A 24,071-nucleotide genomic window follows, 5' to 3' on the forward strand; every position below is an offset into this window, starting at 1 on the left:
GTTGTTTGGAGTACGATATGAAAACTAAGATTACTAAAACAATTTCCCTTGTAATTGTTTTTACGATGCTGTTTTCTTCTGTGCCTTTCTATGCTTTTGCAACAGAAGATATTAAATTAGAATCCACTGAAGATGAAGGCAAAACAATTACTATAGGTGAAGCAGGCGGTTATTTAATTGGAAATCTTAAAACCACAAATATACTTTATGCTGACAGAAAATTTAGCCTTCCGACCGGTCACGGTTTTGCCGCTGAAAATGGCAACAATTTATATGATAGTTTAAGTGGAAGAAAAGGAAAAGTTGTTGGTGATAATAACGTTAAAAATGGAGCTGACCGCATTGTTTTCAACAAAAACGGAACCACTACACTAATACAGGATAAATACTACAGCACCCCTCAACGATCAGTGAATGCAGCTTTTGATAGTGATGGTTTTTATAAGTATGTTGATGGTGATGGTTATCCTATGCAATTAGAGGTACCTGCGGATCAATATGATAGTTCTGTTTCATTGATGAAAGAAAAGATAAAAGGAGGAAAGGTTAGGAATGTAACCGATCCAGCTGAAGCAGAGAGTATTATCAGAAAAGGAAAGCTCACATATAAACAAGCGGTTAATCTAACTAAAGCCGGTAACATTGATTCACTAAAATATGATGCAACAACCGGAGTTATAACAGCAGTAAGTGCAGCAGGCATTTCGTTTGTATTGAATCTTGCTATAGCTTCAATTAACGGAGAGGATATATCTTCCGCTTTAACCGATTCTATAAAAGACAGTTTAAAAACAGGTTCTATTGTTGGAATAGCTCATATCCTTGTTAGTCAATTATCACGAACAAGTATTAATAAGCTTTATGTTCCTGTCGGGGAAGCACTTTCAAAAGTGATGGGTGAAAAAATATGCAAAGCTATTCTTGAAAGTGTCGGTATTGCCAGTGCGGGAAAAAGTGTTCTCAGTAAAGCAGCGAAAATCATTTCAAGCGAGATTCATTTACAAGTTGTCTTACTTGTAATTTTGACTATTCCAGATATTGTAGACCTTTTTAGGGGAAGAATATCACCAGAACAGATTATCGCAAATCTAACTGTTACTGCATCAGGTCTTGCAGGCGGTGCATTAGGAGCGTGGGGTGGCGCAGCGTTAGGTGGTGCCATTGCTAACGCTCCGGGAGCCGTTGTTGGTGGCATAGTTGGAGGGGCCCTAGGCGGAGCCGGACTATCTATAGGAACGCAATTATTGATTGATAACTTCACAGAGTCTGATGCAGAAAAAATGTGTTCAATTATTCAAGAAGAATTTGAAAAATTATCTGCTGATTTTATTGTATCAAAAGATGAGGCAGATAGGATTGTTGATGCTGTACAGAAAAAATTAGACGGAGAAACATTAAAAGAAATGTATTCCTCTGAGGACAGAAACAAATTTGCCAACGACTTGATGATTGAGGAATTCGAAAAAGAAGTTGCTAATCGAGAATTATCAACTCCATCTGAGTTTGATATCCGTGTAGAAACAAAAGAATTGCTTAAAAACGTCATTTTTATTCATTGACGGAGGAAAACCAGATTGAAAGAATTAAAAGACGCATTGTTAGAAAATGGTTATTCGGGAAAAGAAGAACTACAAGAAACAGAGATACTAAACGAAGGATTATCGTTCACAAAACTAAGAGACAAACTATACTCTTTGGGTGATATTGTTTTTGAGGATCAAAATAATCATATTTATATTGTCAATGTCAAGTCTTCTTTTCTAAGCAATACGGTTACTGTTGCTATCAAATGGAAATCAAATAAGATTTGTCTTTGCGGATATTGTAGCAAAGGATTGATAAAAACCAATTCAGTTCAAAAAACTTTCAAAAAAATCGAAAACGTAATCATTAGCGATTCTTTACCAAACAAGAAATCCATAAAGAAGTTGATTATCATTGCTATATGTAGCGTAATACTTGTATTATTGGGTATCTTTTCTATTCGTGTAATAATGATAAGAGTGGCTACTGATGATTATAATAATGCTGTAAATGACTTTAATAAGACAGTTGAAGAATACAACGGCATTGCAATTAAAGGTGATGTTAAATCGGTATCAGACCTTCCTGAATCAATGGAGACAATCGATTTGCAAAGTACAGATTTAATATCAATGATTGGAGTTTCCTTAAGCAATAACAGCAGCGAAAAAATCCGAAAAGACACCGATACGGTGCGAGAAATAACAACTGATAACGAAAACGCAATAGCGATAGTAAATCAGTTAATTTGTCCTAAACAGGATTTTGTTATTCAAAAACTGAAGTCAATTGATTCTATCAAAGGAATCGAAGCAGTAACAAAAGAAAACAATCCAGATGGATTGCTTAACAAAGATGGCGGATATTATGGTTGCTTGTATTTTACAACAAATCTATTAGATGAAAAAACTATCCCGGGTAAAAGCATTGTAGATAAAGGCACCGATGCAGGCGGTGCAATTGAGTTATACAATTCACTTGATGATGCAAAAAAGCGGTGTGAATACCTTGCTTCTTATGATGGCACAATTTTAACAACAGGTTCGTATGTTTTAGTCGGCACAATGGTGATTAGAACTTCATTTAAGTTAGATGATAACGAACAATACAAATTAACAGATAGCATAATAAAAGCGATGACAACAGTTTAGTTTATTAAACTCTCTGACTATGTTAGTTTTTAGTAACAATCGTTTTCTTTGATTACAGCGTCACAAAAAAATGAGCTACCCGAAATTTATCGGATAGCTCATTTTACTTTATTTCCTGTTCTGTTTCATCAAACAACGGGCTGTCAAAGAACTCTCGGACGGTGATTTCAAAACCGTCGCATAGTTTCTTGATAGACACCACGCCCGGGTTCTGGCTCTTTTGATTGAGCATACTGTATATGGTTGACGGCGAAACGCCTGAAATATTTGCAAGGGCATTAACAGCGATGTTTCTCTCACGGCACAGCTCTAAAATGCGCTGCGCGACAGCTTCTTTTGTTCTCATAGCCTTCTCCTTTGCGATTTATCGTAATTTAATTCTACAAAAATGTGCGATAAATCGTGTGGGATATATCGCAATTATTAATAATATGTGTTATAATTTACGATATATCCCACAAAGGAGATTGTTATGTTTTCAATTTATACGGTATGTTTTTTCGGGCATAGGCAGGTAGATGATTTTATGGCAGTTGAGCAAAAAGTCGAAGTGCTTGTTGACAAGCTACTCAATGAGCACGAATATGTTGAGTTCCTCGTCGGGCGCGAAGGCGAGTTTGACCTTCTAGTAACCTCTGCAATCCTTCGTTGCAAAAAGCGATTTGATTCGGCAAACTGCTCCGTCATTTGGGTTATGCCTTATCTGAAAGCGGATTATCTCAAGAATAAAGAAAGTTATGATAACTACTACGATTCTATTGAGGTTTGCGAACAATCTGCCAACGCTCATCCGAAATCGGCTATTCAAATCAGAAACCGAACATTGGTTGACCGTTCCGATTTTTGCGTTTTCTGCGTTACGCATAAGAGCGGCGGCGCGTATCAAACGCTTCGATACGCGAAAAGCGTTGGAACAAATATAATAAATCTTTCGGACTTGATTTTTGATTGAAAAAAGTAAAAGAGCGTGCAGGCAGATAAACCGCCGACACGCTCTGTTTGTACTTATGGATTTTTACCAATCGTCGTCATCGTCCCACGATGAACCAAAGCCGTTATTATTGTTGCACGAAGATTTAAAGCCGTAATCATCATCGTCGTCACGATCCCAACCGGATACCATATGCATTTCGCCCGAGTCCATATCCATCGCCATATTGTCACCCATGCGCATCATCATATGTCCGTCGGAGTCCATACCCATGTTATCGGAAATGCCGAAAATCATATCGCCGTCGTCTATATCAAAAAACATAATTAATCCTCCTCATCATAGTTTTCTAAAATATAAATCAGCATTTTAAATGCCGCTTTTTTCTTCGCCTTCTTTTTTGATGAATCGGTGGCGTTGAACACCTTATCAAAGTCGTTGACCATACACGTTACCTGCCATACAGGATTGCCGTTTTTATCGTGGTTTTCGGTATATTTGTATTTTGGCAAATCAAAATAACCGCGCCTTGAAAGTGTTTCCAATTGATTGATTGCCATTGATTCGCTTGGTTCTTCGATTTCATCTTGGATAGGGTTCAGTAAATCTTTTTCTTTTAAGTGCCTGTACGCACATCTGCAAGCGTTATCTCGAGCTTCACCAAGTGATTTTCCCTCTGCATAAAACAAATACTGATATTCTCCCAGCTTCATGTAACAGTGATTACGGCTTGGCGGATATTGCATTGATTCACGATCACAAATTGTATTTTCCGTCCTGCTGTACATATACGAAAAGCCACCATAATAGAACTTCGGCACACAACCATACTCCTTGATTGTCCATTGCGCGACATCTTCTACAAAGTTTTCATCGAATAAAACTGCACTGGGACATAGCATTACCTCGACAGCTTTTTGCATTTGCTCAATACTCCAAGCAGAATCTAACGCCACCGCTCCGAGTATTGCCTCAAACAAATCCTCACGAACAGCATCATTGTCACGTACATTGTTTTCTTCATCACTGCGACCGAGGAACAGATATTTTTCGAGATCTAAGTCATAAATTCTTTGAGCGAGTGTTTGACGACTGACAAGCATTTTCCGAAATTCCGTGAGATGTCCTTCATCATAATCGGAACTGTACTCTCCTATTGTTTTATTGGAATGTAATAGGTCAATATTGAGAGGACGTTGTTGGATTGCTTTTTCATACTCTTCGAACTTTCCAAACTTCTCTGCAAGTATTTTTCCTACAATGAATTCCAAAACCTTGTCTCCGTAAAACTCCAAGACCTCATTGTTTTCTCCGCCGTGTTCCTGTGAATAGGAACGCCGTGTAAACGCTTGTTTTATCAAGTCTCTGTTTTTAAAGGAATAGCCAATTTGATTTTCGATTGCTTCATAATTGATTTCACGCATAAAAAATCACCTCTCTGTAAATTTTACAAAAAGGCGTAAAATGCTGACAAGGTACACTGCTCCCCGGGAAAGCAAAGCTTTGTCAGACAAGGTAAATTAAATTCAAATCTTTGTCAACCTGTGTTTACTAAGGTTCACTTGTATAAACGGTAATAAACAACTGAAAACAATGCGTCAAATTTAAAATACTACGCCCATTTGCTGATTTCAGTATAGCAAATCAAATGGGCGCTGTCAATAATTATTTATCTCGTTTTTTGAGTTTTATTATTTGTTGAATAACAAATTGCATTTCCGGGTTTTCCTGTTTCTGATTCTACAATTTTCACCTTGCTGTTATTGATACAAAAAAGCGATGGTGCTCGAATTGCTCCGGGAATCGTAAATAGCTTTTATGGTTCCCCACGGAAAGGTGTTCACATCCGACAAGCCGTATTCAGCTAAAATTTGTCTGTGCAGTAAGGCTCTTTTTTCTTCCTCCTCAAACGGAACATCCATATCGACACACGCCAAAGAAATCATATATAGCTTACCGTCACGGAAAAACAAATTCACAATATACTTATGATCGTCTATCTCCTTGGCGCCGTTCAAGGGAATGATTCTGATCCCGTCCTGATTCGTATAAAAAGGTGTTTTCTTAAAATCCTCAAATGTATAACCCGGGTAGAACTCTACACCGTCAATCATAATTTTCCCTGTTTCAGGATACATAGTTTCACTGACTTTCCTGTTTAGTTGAGAAACTTTTTCGTTTCAATTTGTGAGATAATTTTACCATATGATCAGTACGATGACAAGAACGGGAATTGACATTTCATCTCTCAAAAATCAATTCATCTCTCAAATTCTTTTCGGAAAATGAGAGATGAAATTTTACAGATCAAAGTCATCGGTTATGCCTTGTAGGTTTTTCAGCTCGCGCTTTACATAATATTTTTCTGTCACCGTAGAAGTTGTATGCCCGAGCAGATCGGCGACCTGCTTGACCGATAATGTCCGCAGATTGCCGTTCTCGTCTTTTACTCCGTTGATCAATCTTGTCGCGAATGTGTGCCGAAGCGAATGGAGCCCTTTGTGCGGAACACCCGCGTCATTGAGCAGAGCGTACCACCTTGATTGCAACACGCTCGGACGCGTATATCCTCTGTCCTCGTCCGAGATCAGCGGACTGTCCTCTCCAAAGTACCTTTCTATGCGCAAGGCCTTGATCATTTCTATCGCGGTTTTGTTCAAGGGTACCGTTCGTTTGGAAGCGGAAGTTTTCAGGTTACCGATGATCATTTCTTTTCCGTTGACAGCTAAATTTCTGTCGCGTTTTGATACCTCTTTTACAGCCCGGTTGATGTGCATTACGCGATTAGCCAAATCAATATCGCTGTTGAGCAATCCGAGAACCTCGCATTTTCGCAGTCCCGTATTCAGCATAAGGATATACACTGACGCTTGATTATGATAAGGCACTTTGCGTTTGATCCTTTCGATCTCTTCCTCTGTCAGGACAGTGATGCTGTCGCTCAGAGGAACATCGTCTTTGCCCTGCGCCGCTAAGAAGTTCGATTTTTTTATCATCCGAACTCTCGCCATCGGGTTGTTCGGGATCCACTCCTCCTGATACAAATAGCGGAAGAATTGATTGAGGATAATATAGATGCGCTTCACGCTTGAGTGGGCATATCCTTCACACATCATCTTTGCCAACAAGCCGTTCAAATCGTCTGCGGTGATTTCGGCTATGATCTTGTCTCCGAGGACGGGATAGATATACAGCCTCGCGGCATTTTCGCGGGAATCATAGGTCGACCTTTCTACCGACGGGAAGCAAAATATCTCCAGCCATTTTCGCATCACTTTTTCAAGCGTTTGATGTGTAAAATCAGCTTCGGCGATCTCTTTTTTAAATACGATAATATAGTCCGATATCTTTTTGAGGATCGCCTTTTTTGTAACGCCAGAGAATCCCTTCCGGCACACCTTGCCGGTTTCATCAAGATACCGGACCGCTCCTCCCCAATATCCGTCGTTGCGCTTGTAGACCGTTCCTTTGTTCAGCAGCTTTTTCAGCGCCATAATAACACCTTCTGTCAAGCTGAACAGTATACTCCTAACCTTAGAAAATATCCAGACTTTTTCAGAAGTTTTTCGCGAAACAAAATCCTTATCTTTGATTACAGCGTCGCAAATATTGACACGGTAACAGCTGCAACTTTGTTATATGGCAACCCGGAATTCAATATAATTTTTTTGCTTGACAAACCCGGTGCTTGTTGTAGAATAGAATCATAACAAATAAGTGTTTTTTGCTTAGAAATGAAGTATACAAAATGAAACGAATACCGAAAACCATCAGCCTGTTTCTGACCTTTATGAAAATAGGGCTGTTCACCTTTGGCGGCGGCTACGCTATGATTCCTTTGATCCATCGCGAGACCGTCGATAATAAAAAATGGATCAGCGATGAGGATATCCTTGAGATCATCGCTATCGCGGAATCCACACCCGGTCCTATCGCTATCAACGCGGCGACCTTTATAGGCTATCGCGTCAGTGGATTTTGGGGCGCGTTCGCGGCAACGATCGGCGTGGCGCTGCCGTCCTTTGTGATTATTACCGCAATTTCCTTTATTCTTGCTGAGTTTCAAAGCATCCGTTGGATCCAGTACGCGTTCAACGGCATACGCGCAGGCGTTTTGGCTTTGATCGTAAAGGCTCTGTGGTCTATGTACAGGCAAAGCCCTAAAGGGATTTTTGCTTATATCATTATGCTCGGCGCATTTGCCGCGACCGCGTTTTTACCTGTCAACGTTATCTTTGTGATACTGATATGCGCGGCTGCCGGGATCGCTCAGGCGCTTATAGCGCGCAGGAGGAACAAATGATGATTTATCTTGAGTTGTTCCTTACATTTTTCAAGGTGGGACTGTTTACCTTTGGCGGCGGCTACGCGATGCTGCCGATGATCAGAGAAGAAGTAATATCCCACGGCTGGCTCGGTCAAAGTGAGCTGATCGATTTTATCGCCGTCAGCGAGAGCACGCCCGGGCCGTTCGCGGTGAATATCGCAACCTTTATCGGCACACGCACAGGCGGTATATTTGGCAGCTTGTGCGCGACCTTGGGCGTGGTTCTGCCGTCGTTTATCGTTATTATGATAGTCGCAAGGTTCTATCAAAAATTCAAAAGCAGCAGGTTAGTAATCGGCGCGATGACCGGCTTAAAGCCCGCTGTGGTCGGTTTGATAGCGGTAGCGTTGCTTTCGCTTTCGCAGACCGTATTTTTCCCTACCGGACTGACAACGGAGGTCTTCACGACAGCGCAGTTTTATGTATCGCTCGGTATTTTTGCGGCGGCGGTCGTTTTAGCTTTCAAAAAGCTCCACCCGATTTTCATAATTCTGCTTTCTGCCGTTGCCGGAGTGATATCCGGATATTTATTGGCGGCATAGTCTTTAACAAACAATCAAAAATCAAACATAAAAAGGAGTTGGGTTCACATGGATAATTTCCGATTTTTCACTCCCACAGAGGTCGTATTCGGAAAAGGCGTTGAAAATCACACCGGAGCTCTCGCTTCGAAGCACGGCACAAGAGCGCTGATCGTTTACGGCAAGGGCAGCGTTGTCAAGAGCGGATTGTTGGCACGAGTTATGCAGTCGCTCAAAGATGCGGGCATAGAATGTGAGGAATTCGGCGGTGCACAGCCGAATCCTACCCTCAGCCATGCTGAGGAAGGCGTTCAAAAAGCGCTTGACTTCCGCGCTGACATCATTATCGGCGTTGGCGGCGGAAGCGCGATAGACACCGCTAAGGGCATTGCGCACGGCGCGGCAAATCCCGGACATAAGCTGTGGGATATATGGACAAAAAAGGTTCCGCTCACCAAGTCCCTGCCGGTAGGAGCAGTGCTTACTATGCCTGCCGCGGGCAGTGAGATGAGCGACTCCGCCGTGCTTACCAATACGGAGCTTGGCAAAAAAGCGGGGATCGGCACGGAATTCAACCGCTGCCGCTTTGCGGTGATAAACCCCGAATGGGGCGCAACGCTTCCGGCTTATCAGCTGGCAGCGGGAATCACGGATATTATGATGCACACAATGGAACGGTATTTTATTCCCGGTATAAAGTGCGACCTCACCGACGAGATCGCCGAGGGCTTGCTGCGCACCGTTATCAAAAACGGCGCTGTTGTCGTGCAAGACCCATCCGATTATGACGCTATGGCTGAGGTGTTTTGGGCTTCGAGCCTGTCGCATAACAATCTGACCGAATGCGGCAGAGGAAAAGACTTCTCCGTTCACAAGCTCGGTCATCCGCTTTCAGCGCGCTTCGGCGTAACTCACGGCGCGTCCCTTGCATGCGTTTGGGGCGCGTGGGCTGCCACACTGTACCGTGACGCGTTGCCGCGCTTTGCGCAGTTCGGCAGACGTGTTTGGAATGTATGCGAAGAGGATGACGAAGCCGCCGCGAAGAAAGGCATTGAAAAAACCGTCGCGTTTTTCCGTTCAATCGGAATGCCTGTTTGTCTTGCGGATCTGAATGTTGATGTCCCCGAGGATATTTTGCCGCAGCTCGCGCTTGACGCGACAGCAAATGACACACTTCGCTTGTCAAGGATCCGTCCGCTTAACGCAAAAGATGTTGAAGCGATATACCGTTTGGCGATAGATTTTCCGCAGAAAGGGTGCTGATCGTGACAAAACAAAAGCCTAACGTACCCTCAGCTGTGATTTCATGGTTCTTTCTGCTGTATTTCGTGATACTCTTTGCAGAACGGCTGCAAAGCCTGATTCGCGCGGCTGCTGCAAATCAGCTTTTTATGGACGCGTTTGAAGGCGTCGCGAGTATAATCGTTTCGCTTTCGCTCTTGTCCGCAGTTATACTGCTTGCGTTTTGCAACAAACCCTTTTGGAAATCGCTGACCGGCAAAGCGGAGCCGGACTATAATATGATGACCGTCACCGCAGGAGTGATCCTCGTTTCGGGGATGATACACACGGAATACACCATCCCGGCCATACAATTCGCTTCCTACGGTATGCTGATAGTCGCTATGATCTTGCGCGCGATACAGCTAATGCCCGAAAGCAAAAACCGCTTCGGGCTGTGGTATTCGCTGATTTACCTTACCGTCTTTTCGATGGCGATACCGGTTGTTTACAAGCATTACACGCTGACGAACGCGACTCTGTTTCACGTTATTGAATACTGCGTTATGTTCGCCTTGGTGTGCTCATTCACTTTGATGCTGCGCCGCTTGTTTTTGGGGCGCGGAGAAAACCTTCTCTTATGGCTCCCGTTCGCGATCATGGCGGTCGGAGACGCAGTTGTTCTGTGGATGGGTTGGACAGCAGAAGTCAACACCTTCGTGCTGATTTTCGCGGCGCTCTCGGTCGTCCTTTTCGTCATCGGAAAAATCATTTTTGCAATAAAAAAATAAGGAGATATGAATGATGCTCCAACGCCGGATATTCTACATAGCCGATATGCACTTTGGGCATAAGAATATACTAAAATATGATAAGCGGCCTTTTGCTGACACCGAGCAGATGGACGAAGAGATCATCCGCAGGTGGAATGAGCGCGTGTGTGATGATGACACCGTGTATGTCCTCGGCGACGCGTTTTTTAAGGGCGAGGAAAGAAGCATTGAAATAATGAAGCGCCTGAACGGGCACAAACGCCTTATCCGCGGCAATCACGACCGCAACAACGGCAAGCTGCTAAAGCTGTGGGAATCCGTCAGTGAGTACGAAGAAATCAAGGACGGCGGACATTTGGTCGTGCTGAGCCATTATCCGATGATGTTCTACGATCATCAGCACGACGGCGCAGTGATGCTGTACGGTCACGTGCATAACACCGGAGAATGGGAGCTTGTCGAGAAATGGCAGCAAGAGCTTTTGCAAATGGATATTCCTGCGCGCATCATCAACGTCGGATGTATGATGGACTATATGAATTACGCGCCGAAAACGCTTGATGAATTGCTTGCCGCCCGCAGCGATAAGTCAGCAAAAACGAATCAGGAGGTATGATCATGATAACCGAATCCTTCAGTGAAGAAAGAGAAGCGCTGTTTTCACCGGGTGCTTTTTTAGGCGAACGGAAATACCTTTGCGATACCGCGATCGCAACTTTTTCGGGCGAGATCTATCAGGCTGTCATCGACAAATACCCCCACCGCGAGGTCGCGCATATCGGTTCGGCAAACGGCTGCAAACCGGTCTATGCCATTGAGATCAACGGTAAGGAAATCGTATTTTATTTATCGTCGATCGGCGCCTGCCTTGCCGGGATAGATATCATCGAAATGCAATGGCAGACGGGCGTCAAAAATCTCATTATCTTCGGCTCATGCGGCGCATTGGACAGCGAAGCGACCAACGGAAGATATATCATCCCCACGCAGGCGTACCGCGACGAGGGTATGTCCTATCACTACGCGCCGCCTGCCGATTATATGGAAATCAAAAACAGCGAAAGGCTTGCGGAGATATTTGAAGAGCTGCGCCTTCCGTTTGTCAAAGGTCGTATCTGGACAACGGACGCGCCTTACCGTGAAACAAAAACCGCTGTTGAGAAAAGGAAAAATGACGGCTGTCTCGCGGTGGAAATGGAGCTCGCGGGTGTTCAGGCTGTCTGTGATTTCCACGAGATAGAGCTATACAGCTTCGTGATGACCGGCGACGTGCTTGACGGAGAAGAATACGTTCTCGAAGGCTTGGATGAGGCAAATCACTGCCTTGATAATTTTAAAATCGCCGTGAAAATCGCCGAGATCATAGAAAGGGGAAAAACAAAGTGAACTTAAAACGAATCAGCGTTAAGCTGTCGTGGATGCTGCGGCATTGTCAAACGCCGCGTTATATCGATCTCAACGGCGGTTGGGCTGATGTTGATGTTATCATAAAGGCGCTCAAAGAGAGATTTCCCGATTTTGAACGCAAGACGTTGGAGTTGATCGTTGCTCAGGACGAAAAGGGACGTTATTCCTTTGATGAAACCGGCACTAAGATCCGCGCTAATCAAGGTCACTCTATCCCTGGTGTGGTTATCGAAATGGAATCTCCCGAGCCGCCTGAGTTTTTGTATCACGGCACAGCCGAACGGTTTTTAGATGCGATCCTCAAAGAGGGTTTGAAGCCGATGACGCGGCAATTCGTGCATATCTCCCCCGATTACGAAACCGCCGTCAAGGTCGGCAGAAGACACGGCAAGCCCGTGATACTAAAAATACGTGCAAGGGATTTCAAGAACGACGGCAACGAGCTGTACCGCTCCTCAAACGGAGTGTGGCAGGCAAGATATGTTGCTCCCGAATACTTTACAATTTGCTAATTTAACAAAACAGCTTCCGCAAACTCTCTGCGGAAGCTGTTGGCTTATTAATGGGTATTTAATTCATTAGATGCTTACCGACGATCGTGTACACATTCTCGGTGTTGATCAAAGCTAAACCACCTGCTTGCTCTTATGCTATATAGCTGTAACAGTTAATCGGCAACTTATTTCTTGCGCTTGAAAATGCGGTCGCCGAGCCTGAACAGGAATGGGTACACGCCGATGGTAACGAAAATGATGACGCAGTATCGTGCCGCGCGTACCGCGTAGGACGCCATAGTTGCAGCGTCGAGGAAATCCTTGCTAAGCGGTAGCTTTAAGAGGGTGTTAAGTCCGAAGTAGACGCCCACGCCCAGCAGGATACGCAGGATGCAGCGCAGGACATTGCGCGTATTCTCAAATTTGACAAATCTATTCTCAAATTCAACCGCGAGGATAAAGCCGATCAAAATACCGAAAGCGGTGTAGTAGTCGTTGCTCCTGCAATAGAACCATCCCGGAAGGGCGATCAGCACCAACAATCCGTAAAATAGCCAGCGGTTTTTGATGGCGCGCTGCAGTGCGGGAACAAGGAAAATGACGATCAAGCCCAGCGCCCAGCCGAACAATACATCCGTCGGATAATGCACGCCTACGCAAAAGCGTGAGATACCCACAAACAGAGGGAGAACGATTCCGATAATCATCAAAATCCTGTTCTTTTTGTAGCGAGCGAGAGAGGTATACAAGGTCACGCCGTTCGTCGAGTGACCGCTTGGAAAGGAGTAGCCCTGTGCCGAAATATCATAGATGTCGGCGCCTCTTTCTACAGGTTTAAGGCATTTGATCCCTGCGTGATCGAAGTACGGTCTGCGCCTGAGAAAGATGTTCTTAATCATAGGATTAAGAGTGATTCCCACCAACACATTCAGTCCGACATATTTGCCGTATTCCTTCTCCCAACACCAGTACAGAAAACCGAGTACGGCGACGCACACAAGCTGTTCTCCCATTTCGCTGAACAAGGACGCGATCACAGTGCCGACAGGGCCGAGCCATGACTGGATCCATTCCATCAGCGCGACTTCCCATTCAAAATAAAACGTATTTCCCATAATGCTATTTCCTTTGCTGATAAATGTTGCTGTTATTCAAACTTTTCCGCATCGAGCGTTTTTATCACTCTTGCAGGGTTACCGACAACCACCTCATAGTCGCCTACGTCATGCGTGACAACGGCTGATGCTCCTACGATGGCATATTTTCCGATGGTCACGCCGGGTGTGATAGTCGCGCCTGCGCCGATCCACGCGCCTTTCTTGATAAGAATAGGCTTGCAGATAAGGATCTGCCTTTCATACGGGTCGTGGTTATTCGTCAGAAGCTGGACGTTTGCCGCTATCTGCACGTCGTCCTCGATCGTTATTCCGCCGCGAGCCATCGCAAGAAGATTATTGTTGATAAACACCCTGTTTCCGATGGTGACTTTATCGAGCGCTGCTCCCGCAAGCGGTGCGCGGACAAAGGAATCCTCGCCTATCCTGCCGTCAAACAGCTCGCGCAAAATATCCATATATTCCGCTGTGCGCGGCATGGTTTGGTTGAGCTTAAAAAGCAGCTCCTCGTGCTTGGCGTACAGCGCCATATCCTTTTCGTTCATTTCACGCAAATCTACTCTGATTTCTTCCATTTCAAGCACCTCTGTTTGTTGTGATAATTTTATGATAAACCTTTGAGGGTTCTTCGTCAAGCCTTGAAGGTATTTATTTGTTTTTCGTTTTCTATTGATTGCAATAAAGGAAATTAACTTGACTACTCCTTCCGGTTTGAGTACAATATTTTCATAAGAGAAGATCACTCAATGACTTCATTATAAACAGAAGGGAAACTAATTATGAATTTAAATTTACTGGAGCAAGTAAACCCTGTTTTTCAACACCGCAAAAATGACGGTCTTCCAGCTTGCGTCAATTGGAGATAAAGACGCGGCTGAAATTGTCGAGAAGCTTAACCTGACTTTTGAAGAAACCCAGAACAGCGCAACTTCAAAAACTTCTCCCGAACTGATGGCTCTAAACAATATTATGCTTGAAACACGTTATCGTACTTCTGTCGCGATCGCTCAGCATTTAGGTTATCATACATTCGTGGATCTGCCCTGCGGATATACGCCGAGAGCAAAAACGTTATCACAAAAGGGTATCACATATTATGGCTTGGATCTTCCTGCCGCGATCGCAGAGGCTGAGCCTGCGATCCTATCCCTGATCGATGAAGATAAGCGTTCCGCGGTGCATTTTTGCGGCGTGGACGCAACTAACGGAGAATCACTTAAAAAAGCGCTTAAAGACGCTGAGGGGCCTCTTTGTATCACGACCGAAGGATTGTTGATGTATTTTTCCGATTTCGAAGCAGGTGCCCTGTGCGATAATATCCGTATGCTCCTTAAAGAACACGGCGGTTACTGGCTGACTTCCGATTCCGAAGCCTCTTTGCAGTACCTGCTGACTCTGCAGCCGATCGCAGGAGATAGATTCAAGGAAATCTTAATGCAAAGTTTGAACAGAGTGCAGGACAAATCGGATGTCAGCGTAGGAAAGAACGCGCTTAACGTCAGTGCCCGGGGCGACACGGCTCAGAATATGAAAAACGCGATGATGTTTTTAGCAAGTCACGGGTTGAAAGCGGAACGCATTATCATCGCGGATCATATGCCCGAGCTGAAAAGTCTTAGCAATGTCACACCTGATCAGGCTCAGACGATCAAGCAGAATATGCAAAAATGCGCCTTCTGGAAAATCACAGCGACGGATACTGCCGCAGCAGTTGACACAGCTGATTTGAAATCCAAGAGCTTTGATATGAAAGCTTCTGTGGTAAACGGCACATTGAACCTGTGTCTGAAAGGCAGGGTCGATACTTTGACCGCTCCCAAAATGCTTGAGATGTTTGAACGGGTCAAAGCAGAGCATAAGCTTAGCTCCGCTGTGATAGACTGTCGTGAGCTTAGTTATATTTCATCGGCAGGTCTGCGCGTTCTACTCATTATGAAAAAGGAATGTAATGAAGGTGTGAAGCTTACCGGTATCACTCCCGCCGTCAGAGAAATATTGGAGCAAACCGCTTTCGACTCTATTTTAGATATAACCGATTAGGTGATACCAAAACAGTAAAGCTTCGTCTATATTGTTTCCTTGCAATTTTTGAAACTATTCCCCCAAAACAAACCAACATCATCAAAAGAGCGCCCATACGCTCCCGACACTTTTTCAATAACGAAAGAATGGCTCAAAAACGGCTTAAGCACTGCGTTTAAGCCGTTTTTCTATTTCACATGAAAATTCTCCGCAACACCTTCTTAGGTGCTGCGGAGTTTTGCTTTATCTTTGATTACAGCGTCGCATTTTTTGTTCACTGCCATATCAATAATAAAAAACTTTTGAAAAGGCAAAAATTTGTAAACAAGCTGTCAACATCGGTTTGATATGCTTTGATCACAGTAAAGGACAGACGAAAAACAAATCAAAAAATAAAATTTCAAAAACAAAAAGATTTGTAAACAAGCTGTCAACTTCGACCTGATATACTGTAATCAAGATAAAAACAAAACAAAACGAAAGGGGCTTTCAAAATGAAAAACTTATTCAAATCAAACAAAACCAATACAAATACAACAAATTCTAAAGGAGTGAAAACAATGAAAAAGACAAGCATTTTCAAGAAGATCATCGCGGGCGTACTTTCCGCAATCACCGTTTTCTCGGTTGGCACGGTAGCGCTGACAAGCGCATCCGCCGCAGAGACAGGCGTAGTAGAATCGGTAAAATATAAAGGCAACACGATCTACTATTCAGACGATTATTTCAGACATTCTTCGACAGAATACGATGAGCATTTAGCTACTCTCTCCTGCATCATGACCAATTTCTCGGTCCCGCTGGATAACCCGAGCAGTCTTGACAGTGACTGGTACCTCAAACAGCCGGAAAGATTATACGGTTTCTTCGGTTCCATCGGCTTCAAGGATTTCGAGACCAACGAAGATTATGTATCCAGATCACGCTTTGATTCGATCGGCGTAGGATGCGCGAACAAGCAGGTAGATGATTACACCGTGATCGGCGTAGGCATCAGATCCGGCGGCTACTTCCGCGAGTGGTCGAACAACGTTTACCTCGGCGACGGCACAAAGTCGGATTACATGCACGAGGGCTGGTACAACGCAGCAAACAAGACCATAGATTATATCAACGAGTATATCTCCGCAAACAGGATCACCGGTAAGATCAAGGTATGGATTGCAGGCTTCTCCCGCGGCGGCGCAACCGCTAACCTTGCGGCAGGTCTGCTGGACAACAAGATCTTGAACGATGAAGAAATCTTCTCAAACGACGTAACCCTCACCCGTGACGACCTGTACGCCTACACCTTCGAGGCTCCCCAAGGCGCGAACTACAACTCCGAGACCGTCGAAAAGCCCGGCAGCGAGCTTTATAACAACATCTACAACGTAGTCAACCCCAACGATCTGGTGCCCAAGGTAGCTATGAGCGAGTACGGCTTCACCAGATTCGGTATCGACAAGTTCATCACCACAGAGTTCTTTGACCCCGATAATTTTGCCGACAACAGAGACGTCTTCCTGAATCTGTATGAAGAGAACGGCACACCCCGCAGCGAATACAAGGCGGATGATTTCAAAATGTACGGCACACCCCTCAAGAAGATGGCTCCTCTGGTCGCAGAACTGGTTGCTTGCCTCCCGGCAGGCGTTGCCGAGGTCGTTTCTCAGATCAAAGACGGCACTATCCTTGTGAAAGATGATACAAAGGCAAACTACGACGCAAATATCGCAACCTATCTGCTGCTCGAAGAGATGACTAAGAACATCGGCAGCCGCAGCGACTACTGCAGCAAGTATCAGCAGGGCGTCAGCAACTTCCTCCTCACCCTCATGAACGACGTAGACGCTCTCAAGAAGGACGAACTGGAATACCTGGCAGGCAAGCTCCTCCTGAGCGAGGCTGTCTCCTCCGTACCCGGCTTCGGTGATTTGGCAGAAGACGCTATCAGAGATGTTCTGCCGGCAGACACAAACGCTGATGAAGTAATCGACTCTATCGGACCCCTCCTCGATGTTGTAGGCGACGTATACTGGGAGCGCCCCAACGAGCTGATCTCCGTAGGACTCTATGTTAAAGAGATATTCCAGAACCACGACAACGGTATCAACATCGCTCACCTCGAAGCTCAGGACAGCTATTACGTAGCAAACTACAACAATAACCACGGCATCCTCATGCCGAAGGTAGAGCTCAGAGATTCCGCTGATTTCGGCAGAGTGACCTGCAAGGATTACAACGATATCGGTCTCTACAACGAGAACGGCAAAATCAACCTCGTAAGCGTAAAGGGTGCTAAGGGAGTCAAGAGCGAAGTCAAGAAATGCACAAAGGGCTTCGCGGTAGGCTATTACTCCTACGCAACTGAGGAAGGACTGGAGCTGTTCGTGCCCGTCAACCGCAAGTACATCCTCAACATGATGAGCTACTCCATCAAGCCGAAGCACACCGTTTCCTACAGCGCATTTTATCAGTCAGTCAGCCCGAACAGCGATTGCCGCTTCAGAGACGGCAGAGGTAATTTCTCCGACTGGTACTTCATGAACAGTGATTTCCTGCAGCGCGGCGTGAACATGAACTACTATAAGTAATCGAACGATATGTGAGGCAATAAAAAAGTTGCAGATCCCTTTTAAGGACTGTTCGATCTCAAAAGATAAAAGCAGATAAACAATCGACCGCTCCGGACTCAGTTGAGTTCGGAGCGGTCTCGGTATATCAATATAAGTCTTCGTCATATAAAAAGTCAGCCCAATAATACTGGCTCATGTATTCGTTCTGATAGGCGTTGACCGCGCCGACGTCCAGCTCCTTGAAGCGGTAATAGTCGCAGTCGAGCACATCGGGATTGACCGCAAGGGCGTTGTAGCTGCGCACTACTGCCTCCTCCGCACCGACCGCTTTAAGACTTTTTATCATTGCGTAAATAAGCTGTTGAATGTGGTTTTTCTGTTTGGTATCAAACGGTTCGTCCTCAAACAGCGCTGCCGCTAACTCTCTGGTAGTGCAGGAGCTGCCCTGGCGGTGCACAAGATAAGCGAACACTTCCTTTGAACGCTGCCGTTCAAAGTGCATATGCGAGCCGTCGGGGAGAAATACGTCGAAGTTGCCGAAGCACTGCACTCTCAGCAGCGCGTTGCTTTTCGGTACGATCGGGAATCGAAGCTCGGAAAGCTCCTTTTCTATTTTCTCCTTAGTGACGGGCTTCATTATATATCCCGAGGCGTGCAGACTCATCGCGTCACCGGTGTACTCCGAAAAGCCCGTGACAAAAATAATATTCATCTTCGGGTTTACGGCTTTTAACTCCTTTGCAAGCTCTACGCCGTTTATTCCGCGCATATGGATGTCGAGAAAAGCAACGTCGCAGCCGTTTTGCCTTGCGTCTTCCAAAAGATCGGCCTGCTTTTTGTACGCGGTCACATCCGCGTCGGGCTTTGCTTCTTTGACCGCCATCTCAAGCATTTTGAGCATCAGCGGCTCGTCGTCAACACACAGTATTCTCATTTTTCGGGTTCCTCCTTTTTCGGGATGATCATTTTAGCGGTCGTACCTTTACCTATCTCACTTGTGATGATAACTTCTCCTCCGCACATATCATAAAGACGTTTTTTGGTGTTTTCCATTCCCACATGGGATCTGCCGTCGTCCTTTTTGGCGTTTGTGTCAAAGCCGACGCCGTCGTCTTCAATTATGACCTCATGGGCAGTTCCGGTGTCGCGTGTTGATATTTTTACGGTACCGCCGCCTTCTTTTTGCCCTACTCCGTGCTTAACAGCATTTTCGACCAAAGGCTGAACGGACAATAGCGGTATCTCAAAATCGGTATCCTGTATGTCATACTCGATTTTCAGCTCATCATCGAACCTCAGCTTTTCTATATACAAATATTTTTTTAAATGTTCTAATTCCGTTTCAAACGGTACGGGCGCGGTTTGTTTGAGCGAATCCATATTGCCGCGCAGATAGTCGGAAAAGGTCACCGTCGCGTTATAAGCAGTGTCGGGATCAAGCTTGCACAGGATCGCGATCGAGCTCAGTGCGTTGTACATAAAGTGCGGTCTAATCTGGCTGACCATCACGCTGACCTTTGCTTCGTACAGCTCGCGCTGTACCTGCTGATAGCGGATCGCTTCCTTGTACTGTCGGCTGAAGTCCATGCCGAACCGTACCATCTGATAAATGATCGTGATCGCAAGACCGATTTGCAGATATTTGGATCCGGAGATGTGCAGATAGAAGTCAAACATATCGATCATCAGAAAAATGCCCAGCGGCAGCCATGAAATCAAATAATCAATGAGAACAAAACCCTTTTTGCCGCGGATCTCGATACACAGCAGCACGGTCATGATCGCAGCAAGCACGATCACGGCAAGATATCTGATCCCTGCGGTCGCCATCATATCCGCCGTATTTGCAGCATGCAGGATAACACAGAGAACCGTAAGTGCAAAAAATGCCGTAATAACGAAGTTCGCAATTATTTTGACGGCCTTTCCGCGCAGCAGCGAGCGCAGATAGATCAGTACGGCGCTCGCAAAGAAACAGCCCGCGAGCTTATCCGTCATCATACACACGGTGGGATCGATAATCCACAGATTCATATATCCGCTGATTTTGTTAACGACCATGAACAGACCCGCAAAAAAGCACAGTATTCCGAAATCGATATATCGAAAATCGATCCGTCCCAGCAGCCCGCTCGCTATGGGGAAAAAGAATACGCCGAAGAAGCATACCAGCAGGAACATCAGACCGGCAGGCAATATCTCAAAAAAGAAATTGAGATACAGTCCGTCGGAATAACTCGTCATAACGTAAAAACAGTCGGAGAAGCTCTCTGTATCAAGCTCATAGGGATACTCTACCACCAGCGTGAACTTATCGTCGCTTTTATACTCGGGCTCTATCTGAACATATTCTGTCATGATATAGTAGCCGGGCGTGTTGATCATTTTTTCAGCCATGTAGCCGGAGCCTTCTTCCATATCTCCGGGGCTTCGCCTGTACTCATCCAAGACCTCACCGCTGCTGTCATAGAGCGTGTACCACACGTTTTTGGATACTATATCCATCGTCGTGGTGTGGTTGGCTTTGACCTGTTTGGTGAAATTTCCCTTGAATACAGCCTTGTGAAAATGCTCGTTTATAGGCTTTGTGTTATCTATGGACTTCCATTCACCGCCGTCAAGCGAGTATTCGCCTTCGAGCATGGTGGTTGATTTGACGGAGTTGTCGATACGCTCGGATACCCTCAAGTTCTGCCATACCGTCCAGCCGAGCAGCAGAAGGATACCGAGCACGATCACCGACATCCATATGCTGCCTTTTACTTTTTTCATTTTATCCCTTCTTTGCGGAAGAATCTTTTATCTGATATTGCGGAGCATTGTTTGACATCTACCGTCAACCCTATTATAGCTTTAATCAGGTAAAATGAAAAGACTTTTTTGAAAAAATTGTTTTTTCGATCTGTTTTTCGCTGCAAACCGCATACAGGGCGATTTTCGGCGCAACATAGCGCAAAAAACGCAGCCCATTCAGAGCTGCGTTTTATTACTTATGATTATTACCGGGAATTTATTTCATCAAATTCTTGCCTGCGTTCCACGCCTTGCCGGCCTTGTCGCCGCTGACATAGTAGCCGTGCTTAAACTGGTCGAAGATAAGAGCTTGCAGCTTTTCGACCTCGACCTTATCATTTTCGTCAAGGATGCTTTCTTCGGCTTTTGTATCGACGATCTTTCCGACGATTGCGTACATATTCTCGGTGTTGATCACCTCGGCAAGCTCACATTCCATTACATAGGGGAATTCATCGATAACCGGTGCGTTGACAACATCGCTTTTAACCGCGTGATAGCCTGTTCTCTCAAACTTGTCAGCCATCTTGTTGCCTGTGGCGATCCCGAAGAAATCCGCAACGTCCATATGCTCCTTGTCGGCGATGCTTACGGTGAAGGCTTTTGTTTTCAGCAGGTTTTGTGTGGTCTTGTGATCCTCATCTATGAACAGCGCGATCTTATCCATAGCGCAAATCATACCCCACGCGGCGTTCATGACATTCACCTTGCCGTTTTCGTCGTATGCGGCTACCATCAGTACAGGCATCGGATAAACACCCGGGAATGTTCCTAAAGATTTTTTCATTTTTATTACCTCGCTTAAATATTTGATATCGCGCCGGCGATAGGCGTATCACCTGAACGCATTTTAATGACTTTTTTGTGTTTTTTATTTTTTCTTACTTATTTTATTCATGCAATTCAAGCGGTAATCCGTCCGGATCGTGGAAAAAAGTCATCTTCTTTCCGGTATAATCATCTTTTCTGATTGGCTCTGTCGGGATACCCAAGCGGTTCAGTTCGGCAACAGTTTCCTCGATGTTTTCTACCGCAAAAGCAAGATGGCGCAGTCCGCAAGCCTCAGGATTACTTATGCGCTTCGGAGGATTCGGCTCGCAGAATATTTCAAGCTCGGCGCTTCCCAACCTTAAATCCAGCTTTATGTCGTTGCGCTGTGGACGATAGTTCTCGCGGATAACCTCAAAGCCCAACAAATCAACATAAAATCGCTTTACCAGTTCATAGTCAGATGTGATAATAGCTATGTGATGAATACTAGTCAGTTTCATTTTTACTCCTTTTAAAAATGTCTTTTCCCGAAAATCGTCTTGTAGAAATACTGTTTGACGCTATGCCTGATTTCCATCAATTTCATTACAAATTCTTCTGTTTAAGATTTCGTTTATACCAACACAAGGAGCTTAATTTTTCATATCCATTGAAACAATACTTTTCAAAACAGCCTCAAACAACGCGCGGTGACCTTCCTCTGTCAGGTGCTGTCCGTCCAAGCTGCTTGCCTTAGCATGATCCGAAGCGGCGAGGAAAGCAGTATTGTATTTATCCGCCAATTCCCTGTAATCCCGCTTCAACTCTCTGCTCACCGCAATGGAACGGTCATTAAAGCCAAAATCAAAAGCTGCCGTTTCAAGATAAAGCGGAGAAATCAGCAAGATGTTTTCAGGGGCAACAACATCAAGGAGCTTTTTAAGGCACAACTCCAAGCCTGCCGTGATCTCCTTTGACGAAGCGTTAAATGCGCTTTTACAGTCGTTAGTACCAAGCATAATGACCGCCGCGTCAAGCGGTTGATTTGCTTTCAGTATCGCAGGCAATGTTACAAGACCGTTTCTTCCGTCACATTCTTCATCATCAAAAGCGGTCGTTCTGCCGCACAAGCCTTCTTCAAGTACCAGCGCGTCTTTACCGAGGGCTTTTTGCAGCAAGCCTGTCCAGCGGATATCTTCGGGATACCGCTCTAATGTAATCGGGACAGAACCCCATGTTACCGGGTCAAAGCCCCAAGTGTTGGAATCGCCGTAGGCAAGAATTCTTTTCATTGTAAACCTCCGTGGTTTTTATACTGTTACCAATTTTCATAACGTTGGTTTTTATTGACCGCCGCGATTTGCCGCATTTCATCATCGGTCAGTTCAAAGTCAAAAATACGGTAATTCTCGGCGATATGGTCGGGATTGGATGAACCGGGAATTGCGATATAGCCTGCCTGCAAATGCCAGCGCAGTATGACCTGAGCCGAAGTTTTTCCGTGACTTTTTGCGATCGCCGTAATCGTTTCATTGTTAAAATTCTCTGACGTATGACCTCTGCCGCCGAACGGATACCACGACTCCACCACAACACCGTATTTACGAACGTATTCCTGCAAAGCGGTGTTTTGATAATAAATGTGGTTTTCGTTTTGAATAACGGCGGGCGGAATCTGCGCGTATGACATCACCTCGTCAAAGGCTTCGGGCGTGTAATAGTTGGAAATGCCGATGGAACGCACCTTGCCGTCGCGCACAGCCTGCTCCATTGCTTTGTAAACCGCTTCATCATTGCTGCCGGGCTGATGGATCAACATCAGGTCGATATAATCAAGCCCTAAATCCCGCAGTGAGTCGTCGATTCCCTGCGCGGCGCGTTCGTAATCGCTCGGCATGATTTTACTTGTGACAAACACATCTTCGCGCTTCACAATACCTTCTTCAACCGCTTTTTTAATTCCCTTGCCGACGCCGGTTTCACATTGATAGTAACGCGCAGTGTCGATCAAGCGGTAGCCGTCTTTGAGTGCGTGATAGACCGAATTTTCCGCTTCCTCGTTGGACAGTGTCCACGTTCCCAAGCCGAGTATCGGCATCTCATATCCGCTGTTCAGCTTCACGGTTTTTGAATCAAAATCAAACTCCGACGCTGATGTTTCATCCTTGGCAACAGGCTGTGCAGTAGTAGGTTGTGCAGTAGTTTCCACTGTTGTATTCTCCTTTTCCGTTACGCTTTGCGGCTGTTCCTTTTGAGATTGAGTACAAGCCGCCATAACAAAGAATACAGATATTGTCAATAAAAATGTAATCGCTTTTTTCACCGTTATCACTTCTTTCGCGCTTTCTTCTACTATAATACCTTTTTCAGAGGAGTCCGTCAACTAAAAACTGCGCTTTGATTTCCGTTTCTTTGATTAGGCGTCGCAAGTTTTGACAAGTTTATAGAAACCATAATATAGACAAATCTGTTTTTGTCTGTTAT

At 45.1% G+C, this 24,071-nt stretch carries 25 protein-coding genes; 12 read left to right on the plus strand and 13 right to left on the minus strand.

What is annotated here, in order from left to right; translation table 11 throughout:
- Nucleotides 1-17 precede the first annotated feature (17 nt).
- Nucleotides 18-1,559, plus strand: coding sequence for a YeeR family protein (locus AB1I49_RS08215; RefSeq protein ID WP_407720680.1), 1,542 nt, complete (start codon nt 18-20; stop codon nt 1,557-1,559).
- A gap of 15 nt (nt 1,560-1,574) precedes the next feature.
- Nucleotides 1,575-2,675 (plus strand): hypothetical protein, encoded by a 1,101-nt coding sequence (locus AB1I49_RS08220; RefSeq protein WP_407720681.1) that lies wholly within the window; start codon nt 1,575-1,577, stop codon nt 2,673-2,675.
- A 103-nt stretch (nt 2,676-2,778) separates the two neighbouring features.
- Here AB1I49_RS08220 and AB1I49_RS08225 read toward each other — a convergent pair whose 3' ends face one another.
- Entirely contained in the window at nt 2,779-3,021 is a 243-nt protein-coding gene (locus AB1I49_RS08225; RefSeq protein ID WP_407720682.1) for a helix-turn-helix domain-containing protein, read from the minus strand.
- Between the two features lie 126 nt (nt 3,022-3,147).
- On the opposite strand from AB1I49_RS08225, the gene AB1I49_RS08230 reads away from it, so the two are divergent.
- Entirely contained in the window at nt 3,148-3,627 is a 480-nt protein-coding gene (locus AB1I49_RS08230; RefSeq protein ID WP_407720683.1) for a hypothetical protein, read from the plus strand.
- A 63-nt stretch (nt 3,628-3,690) separates the two neighbouring features.
- Here AB1I49_RS08230 and AB1I49_RS08235 read toward each other — a convergent pair whose 3' ends face one another.
- From AB1I49_RS08235 to AB1I49_RS08250, 4 genes are all read right to left on the minus strand, one after another.
- The gene (locus AB1I49_RS08235; RefSeq protein ID WP_407720684.1) at nt 3,691-3,930 is read right to left on the minus strand and encodes a hypothetical protein; all 240 of its coding nucleotides are present in this window, start codon (nt 3,928-3,930) and stop codon (nt 3,691-3,693) included.
- 2 nt (nt 3,931-3,932) lie between these two features.
- Complete coding sequence (locus AB1I49_RS08240; RefSeq protein ID WP_407720685.1) at nt 3,933-5,030, minus strand: ribonuclease III family protein; 1,098 nt, start codon at nt 5,028-5,030, stop codon at nt 3,933-3,935.
- 336 nt (nt 5,031-5,366) lie between these two features.
- Entirely contained in the window at nt 5,367-5,720 is a 354-nt protein-coding gene (locus AB1I49_RS08245; RefSeq protein WP_407720686.1) for a hypothetical protein, read from the minus strand.
- A gap of 186 nt (nt 5,721-5,906) precedes the next feature.
- Nucleotides 5,907-7,100, minus strand: coding sequence for a tyrosine-type recombinase/integrase (locus tag AB1I49_RS08250; RefSeq protein WP_407720687.1), 1,194 nt, complete (start codon nt 7,098-7,100; stop codon nt 5,907-5,909).
- Nucleotides 7,101-7,354: 254 nt separating this feature from the next.
- On the opposite strand from AB1I49_RS08250, the gene AB1I49_RS08255 reads away from it, so the two are divergent.
- From AB1I49_RS08255 to AB1I49_RS08285, 7 genes are read left to right on the plus strand one after another with little or no spacing between them, the layout of a single operon-like run.
- Complete coding sequence (locus tag AB1I49_RS08255; RefSeq protein ID WP_407720688.1) at nt 7,355-7,909, plus strand: chromate transporter; 555 nt, start codon at nt 7,355-7,357, stop codon at nt 7,907-7,909.
- Entirely contained in the window at nt 7,906-8,475 is a 570-nt protein-coding gene (locus AB1I49_RS08260; RefSeq protein ID WP_407720689.1) for a chromate transporter, read from the plus strand. Before AB1I49_RS08255 ends, AB1I49_RS08260 begins: the two co-directional genes overlap by 4 nt.
- Nucleotides 8,476-8,523: 48 nt before the next feature.
- Nucleotides 8,524-9,717, plus strand: a complete 1,194-nt coding sequence (locus tag AB1I49_RS08265; protein WP_407720690.1) for an iron-containing alcohol dehydrogenase — start codon at nt 8,524-8,526, stop codon at nt 9,715-9,717.
- A gap of 2 nt (nt 9,718-9,719) precedes the next feature.
- Nucleotides 9,720-10,466, plus strand: coding sequence for a hypothetical protein (locus AB1I49_RS08270; RefSeq protein WP_407720691.1), 747 nt, complete (start codon nt 9,720-9,722; stop codon nt 10,464-10,466).
- 10 nt (nt 10,467-10,476) lie between these two features.
- Nucleotides 10,477-11,064: a metallophosphoesterase family protein gene (locus AB1I49_RS08275; RefSeq protein WP_407720693.1), complete on the plus strand. Its 588-nt coding sequence runs from the start codon at nt 10,477-10,479 to the stop codon at nt 11,062-11,064.
- A 2-nt stretch (nt 11,065-11,066) separates the two neighbouring features.
- The gene (locus AB1I49_RS08280; protein WP_407720694.1) at nt 11,067-11,834 is read left to right on the plus strand and encodes a nucleoside phosphorylase; all 768 of its coding nucleotides are present in this window, start codon (nt 11,067-11,069) and stop codon (nt 11,832-11,834) included.
- Complete coding sequence (locus AB1I49_RS08285; protein ID WP_407720695.1) at nt 11,831-12,367, plus strand: RNA 2'-phosphotransferase; 537 nt, start codon at nt 11,831-11,833, stop codon at nt 12,365-12,367. The genes AB1I49_RS08280 and AB1I49_RS08285 overlap by 4 nt, the downstream gene beginning before the upstream one ends.
- A gap of 167 nt (nt 12,368-12,534) precedes the next feature.
- Here AB1I49_RS08285 and AB1I49_RS08290 read toward each other — a convergent pair whose 3' ends face one another.
- Both AB1I49_RS08290 and AB1I49_RS08295 read right to left on the minus strand, forming a co-directional pair.
- Complete coding sequence (locus AB1I49_RS08290; RefSeq protein ID WP_407720696.1) at nt 12,535-13,464, minus strand: phosphatase PAP2 family protein; 930 nt, start codon at nt 13,462-13,464, stop codon at nt 12,535-12,537.
- A gap of 32 nt (nt 13,465-13,496) precedes the next feature.
- Nucleotides 13,497-14,039, minus strand: coding sequence for a DapH/DapD/GlmU-related protein (locus tag AB1I49_RS08295; RefSeq protein ID WP_407720697.1), 543 nt, complete (start codon nt 14,037-14,039; stop codon nt 13,497-13,499).
- A 256-nt stretch (nt 14,040-14,295) separates the two neighbouring features.
- Here AB1I49_RS08295 and AB1I49_RS08300 point away from each other — a divergent pair, with 256 nt between their 5' ends.
- Nucleotides 14,296-15,504, plus strand: coding sequence for an STAS domain-containing protein (locus AB1I49_RS08300; protein WP_407720699.1), 1,209 nt, complete (start codon nt 14,296-14,298; stop codon nt 15,502-15,504).
- Nucleotides 15,505-16,046: 542 nt separating this feature from the next.
- On the plus strand, nt 16,047-18,062 hold the full coding sequence (locus tag AB1I49_RS08305; protein ID WP_407720700.1) for a lipase family protein: 2,016 nt from the start codon (nt 16,047-16,049) through the stop codon (nt 18,060-18,062).
- Nucleotides 18,063-18,189: 127 nt separating this feature from the next.
- Here AB1I49_RS08305 and AB1I49_RS08310 read toward each other — a convergent pair whose 3' ends face one another.
- The 6 genes from AB1I49_RS08310 to AB1I49_RS08335 form a co-directional block, all read right to left on the minus strand.
- The gene (locus tag AB1I49_RS08310; RefSeq protein WP_407720701.1) at nt 18,190-18,978 is read right to left on the minus strand and encodes a response regulator; all 789 of its coding nucleotides are present in this window, start codon (nt 18,976-18,978) and stop codon (nt 18,190-18,192) included.
- On the minus strand, nt 18,975-20,816 hold the full coding sequence (locus AB1I49_RS08315; protein ID WP_407720702.1) for a sensor histidine kinase: 1,842 nt from the start codon (nt 20,814-20,816) through the stop codon (nt 18,975-18,977). Before AB1I49_RS08315 ends, AB1I49_RS08310 begins: the two co-directional genes overlap by 4 nt.
- Nucleotides 20,817-21,054: 238 nt before the next feature.
- On the minus strand, nt 21,055-21,624 hold the full coding sequence (locus AB1I49_RS08320) for a flavin reductase family protein (RefSeq protein ID WP_407720703.1): 570 nt from the start codon (nt 21,622-21,624) through the stop codon (nt 21,055-21,057).
- 103 nt (nt 21,625-21,727) lie between these two features.
- On the minus strand, nt 21,728-22,108 hold the full coding sequence (locus tag AB1I49_RS08325) for an SMU1112c/YaeR family gloxylase I-like metalloprotein (protein ID WP_407720704.1): 381 nt from the start codon (nt 22,106-22,108) through the stop codon (nt 21,728-21,730).
- Between the two features lie 132 nt (nt 22,109-22,240).
- The gene (locus AB1I49_RS08330; RefSeq protein WP_407720705.1) at nt 22,241-22,879 is read right to left on the minus strand and encodes a GDSL-type esterase/lipase family protein; all 639 of its coding nucleotides are present in this window, start codon (nt 22,877-22,879) and stop codon (nt 22,241-22,243) included.
- Nucleotides 22,880-22,905: 26 nt separating this feature from the next.
- On the minus strand, nt 22,906-23,796 hold the full coding sequence (locus AB1I49_RS08335; RefSeq protein WP_407720706.1) for an aldo/keto reductase: 891 nt from the start codon (nt 23,794-23,796) through the stop codon (nt 22,906-22,908).
- Between the last annotated feature and the right edge of the window lie 275 nt (nt 23,797-24,071).

Origin of the sequence: Ruminococcus sp. NATIVEDY160, assembly GCF_045819885.1 — a bacterium.
GTDB lineage: Bacteria > Bacillota > Clostridia > Oscillospirales > Acutalibacteraceae > Ruminococcoides.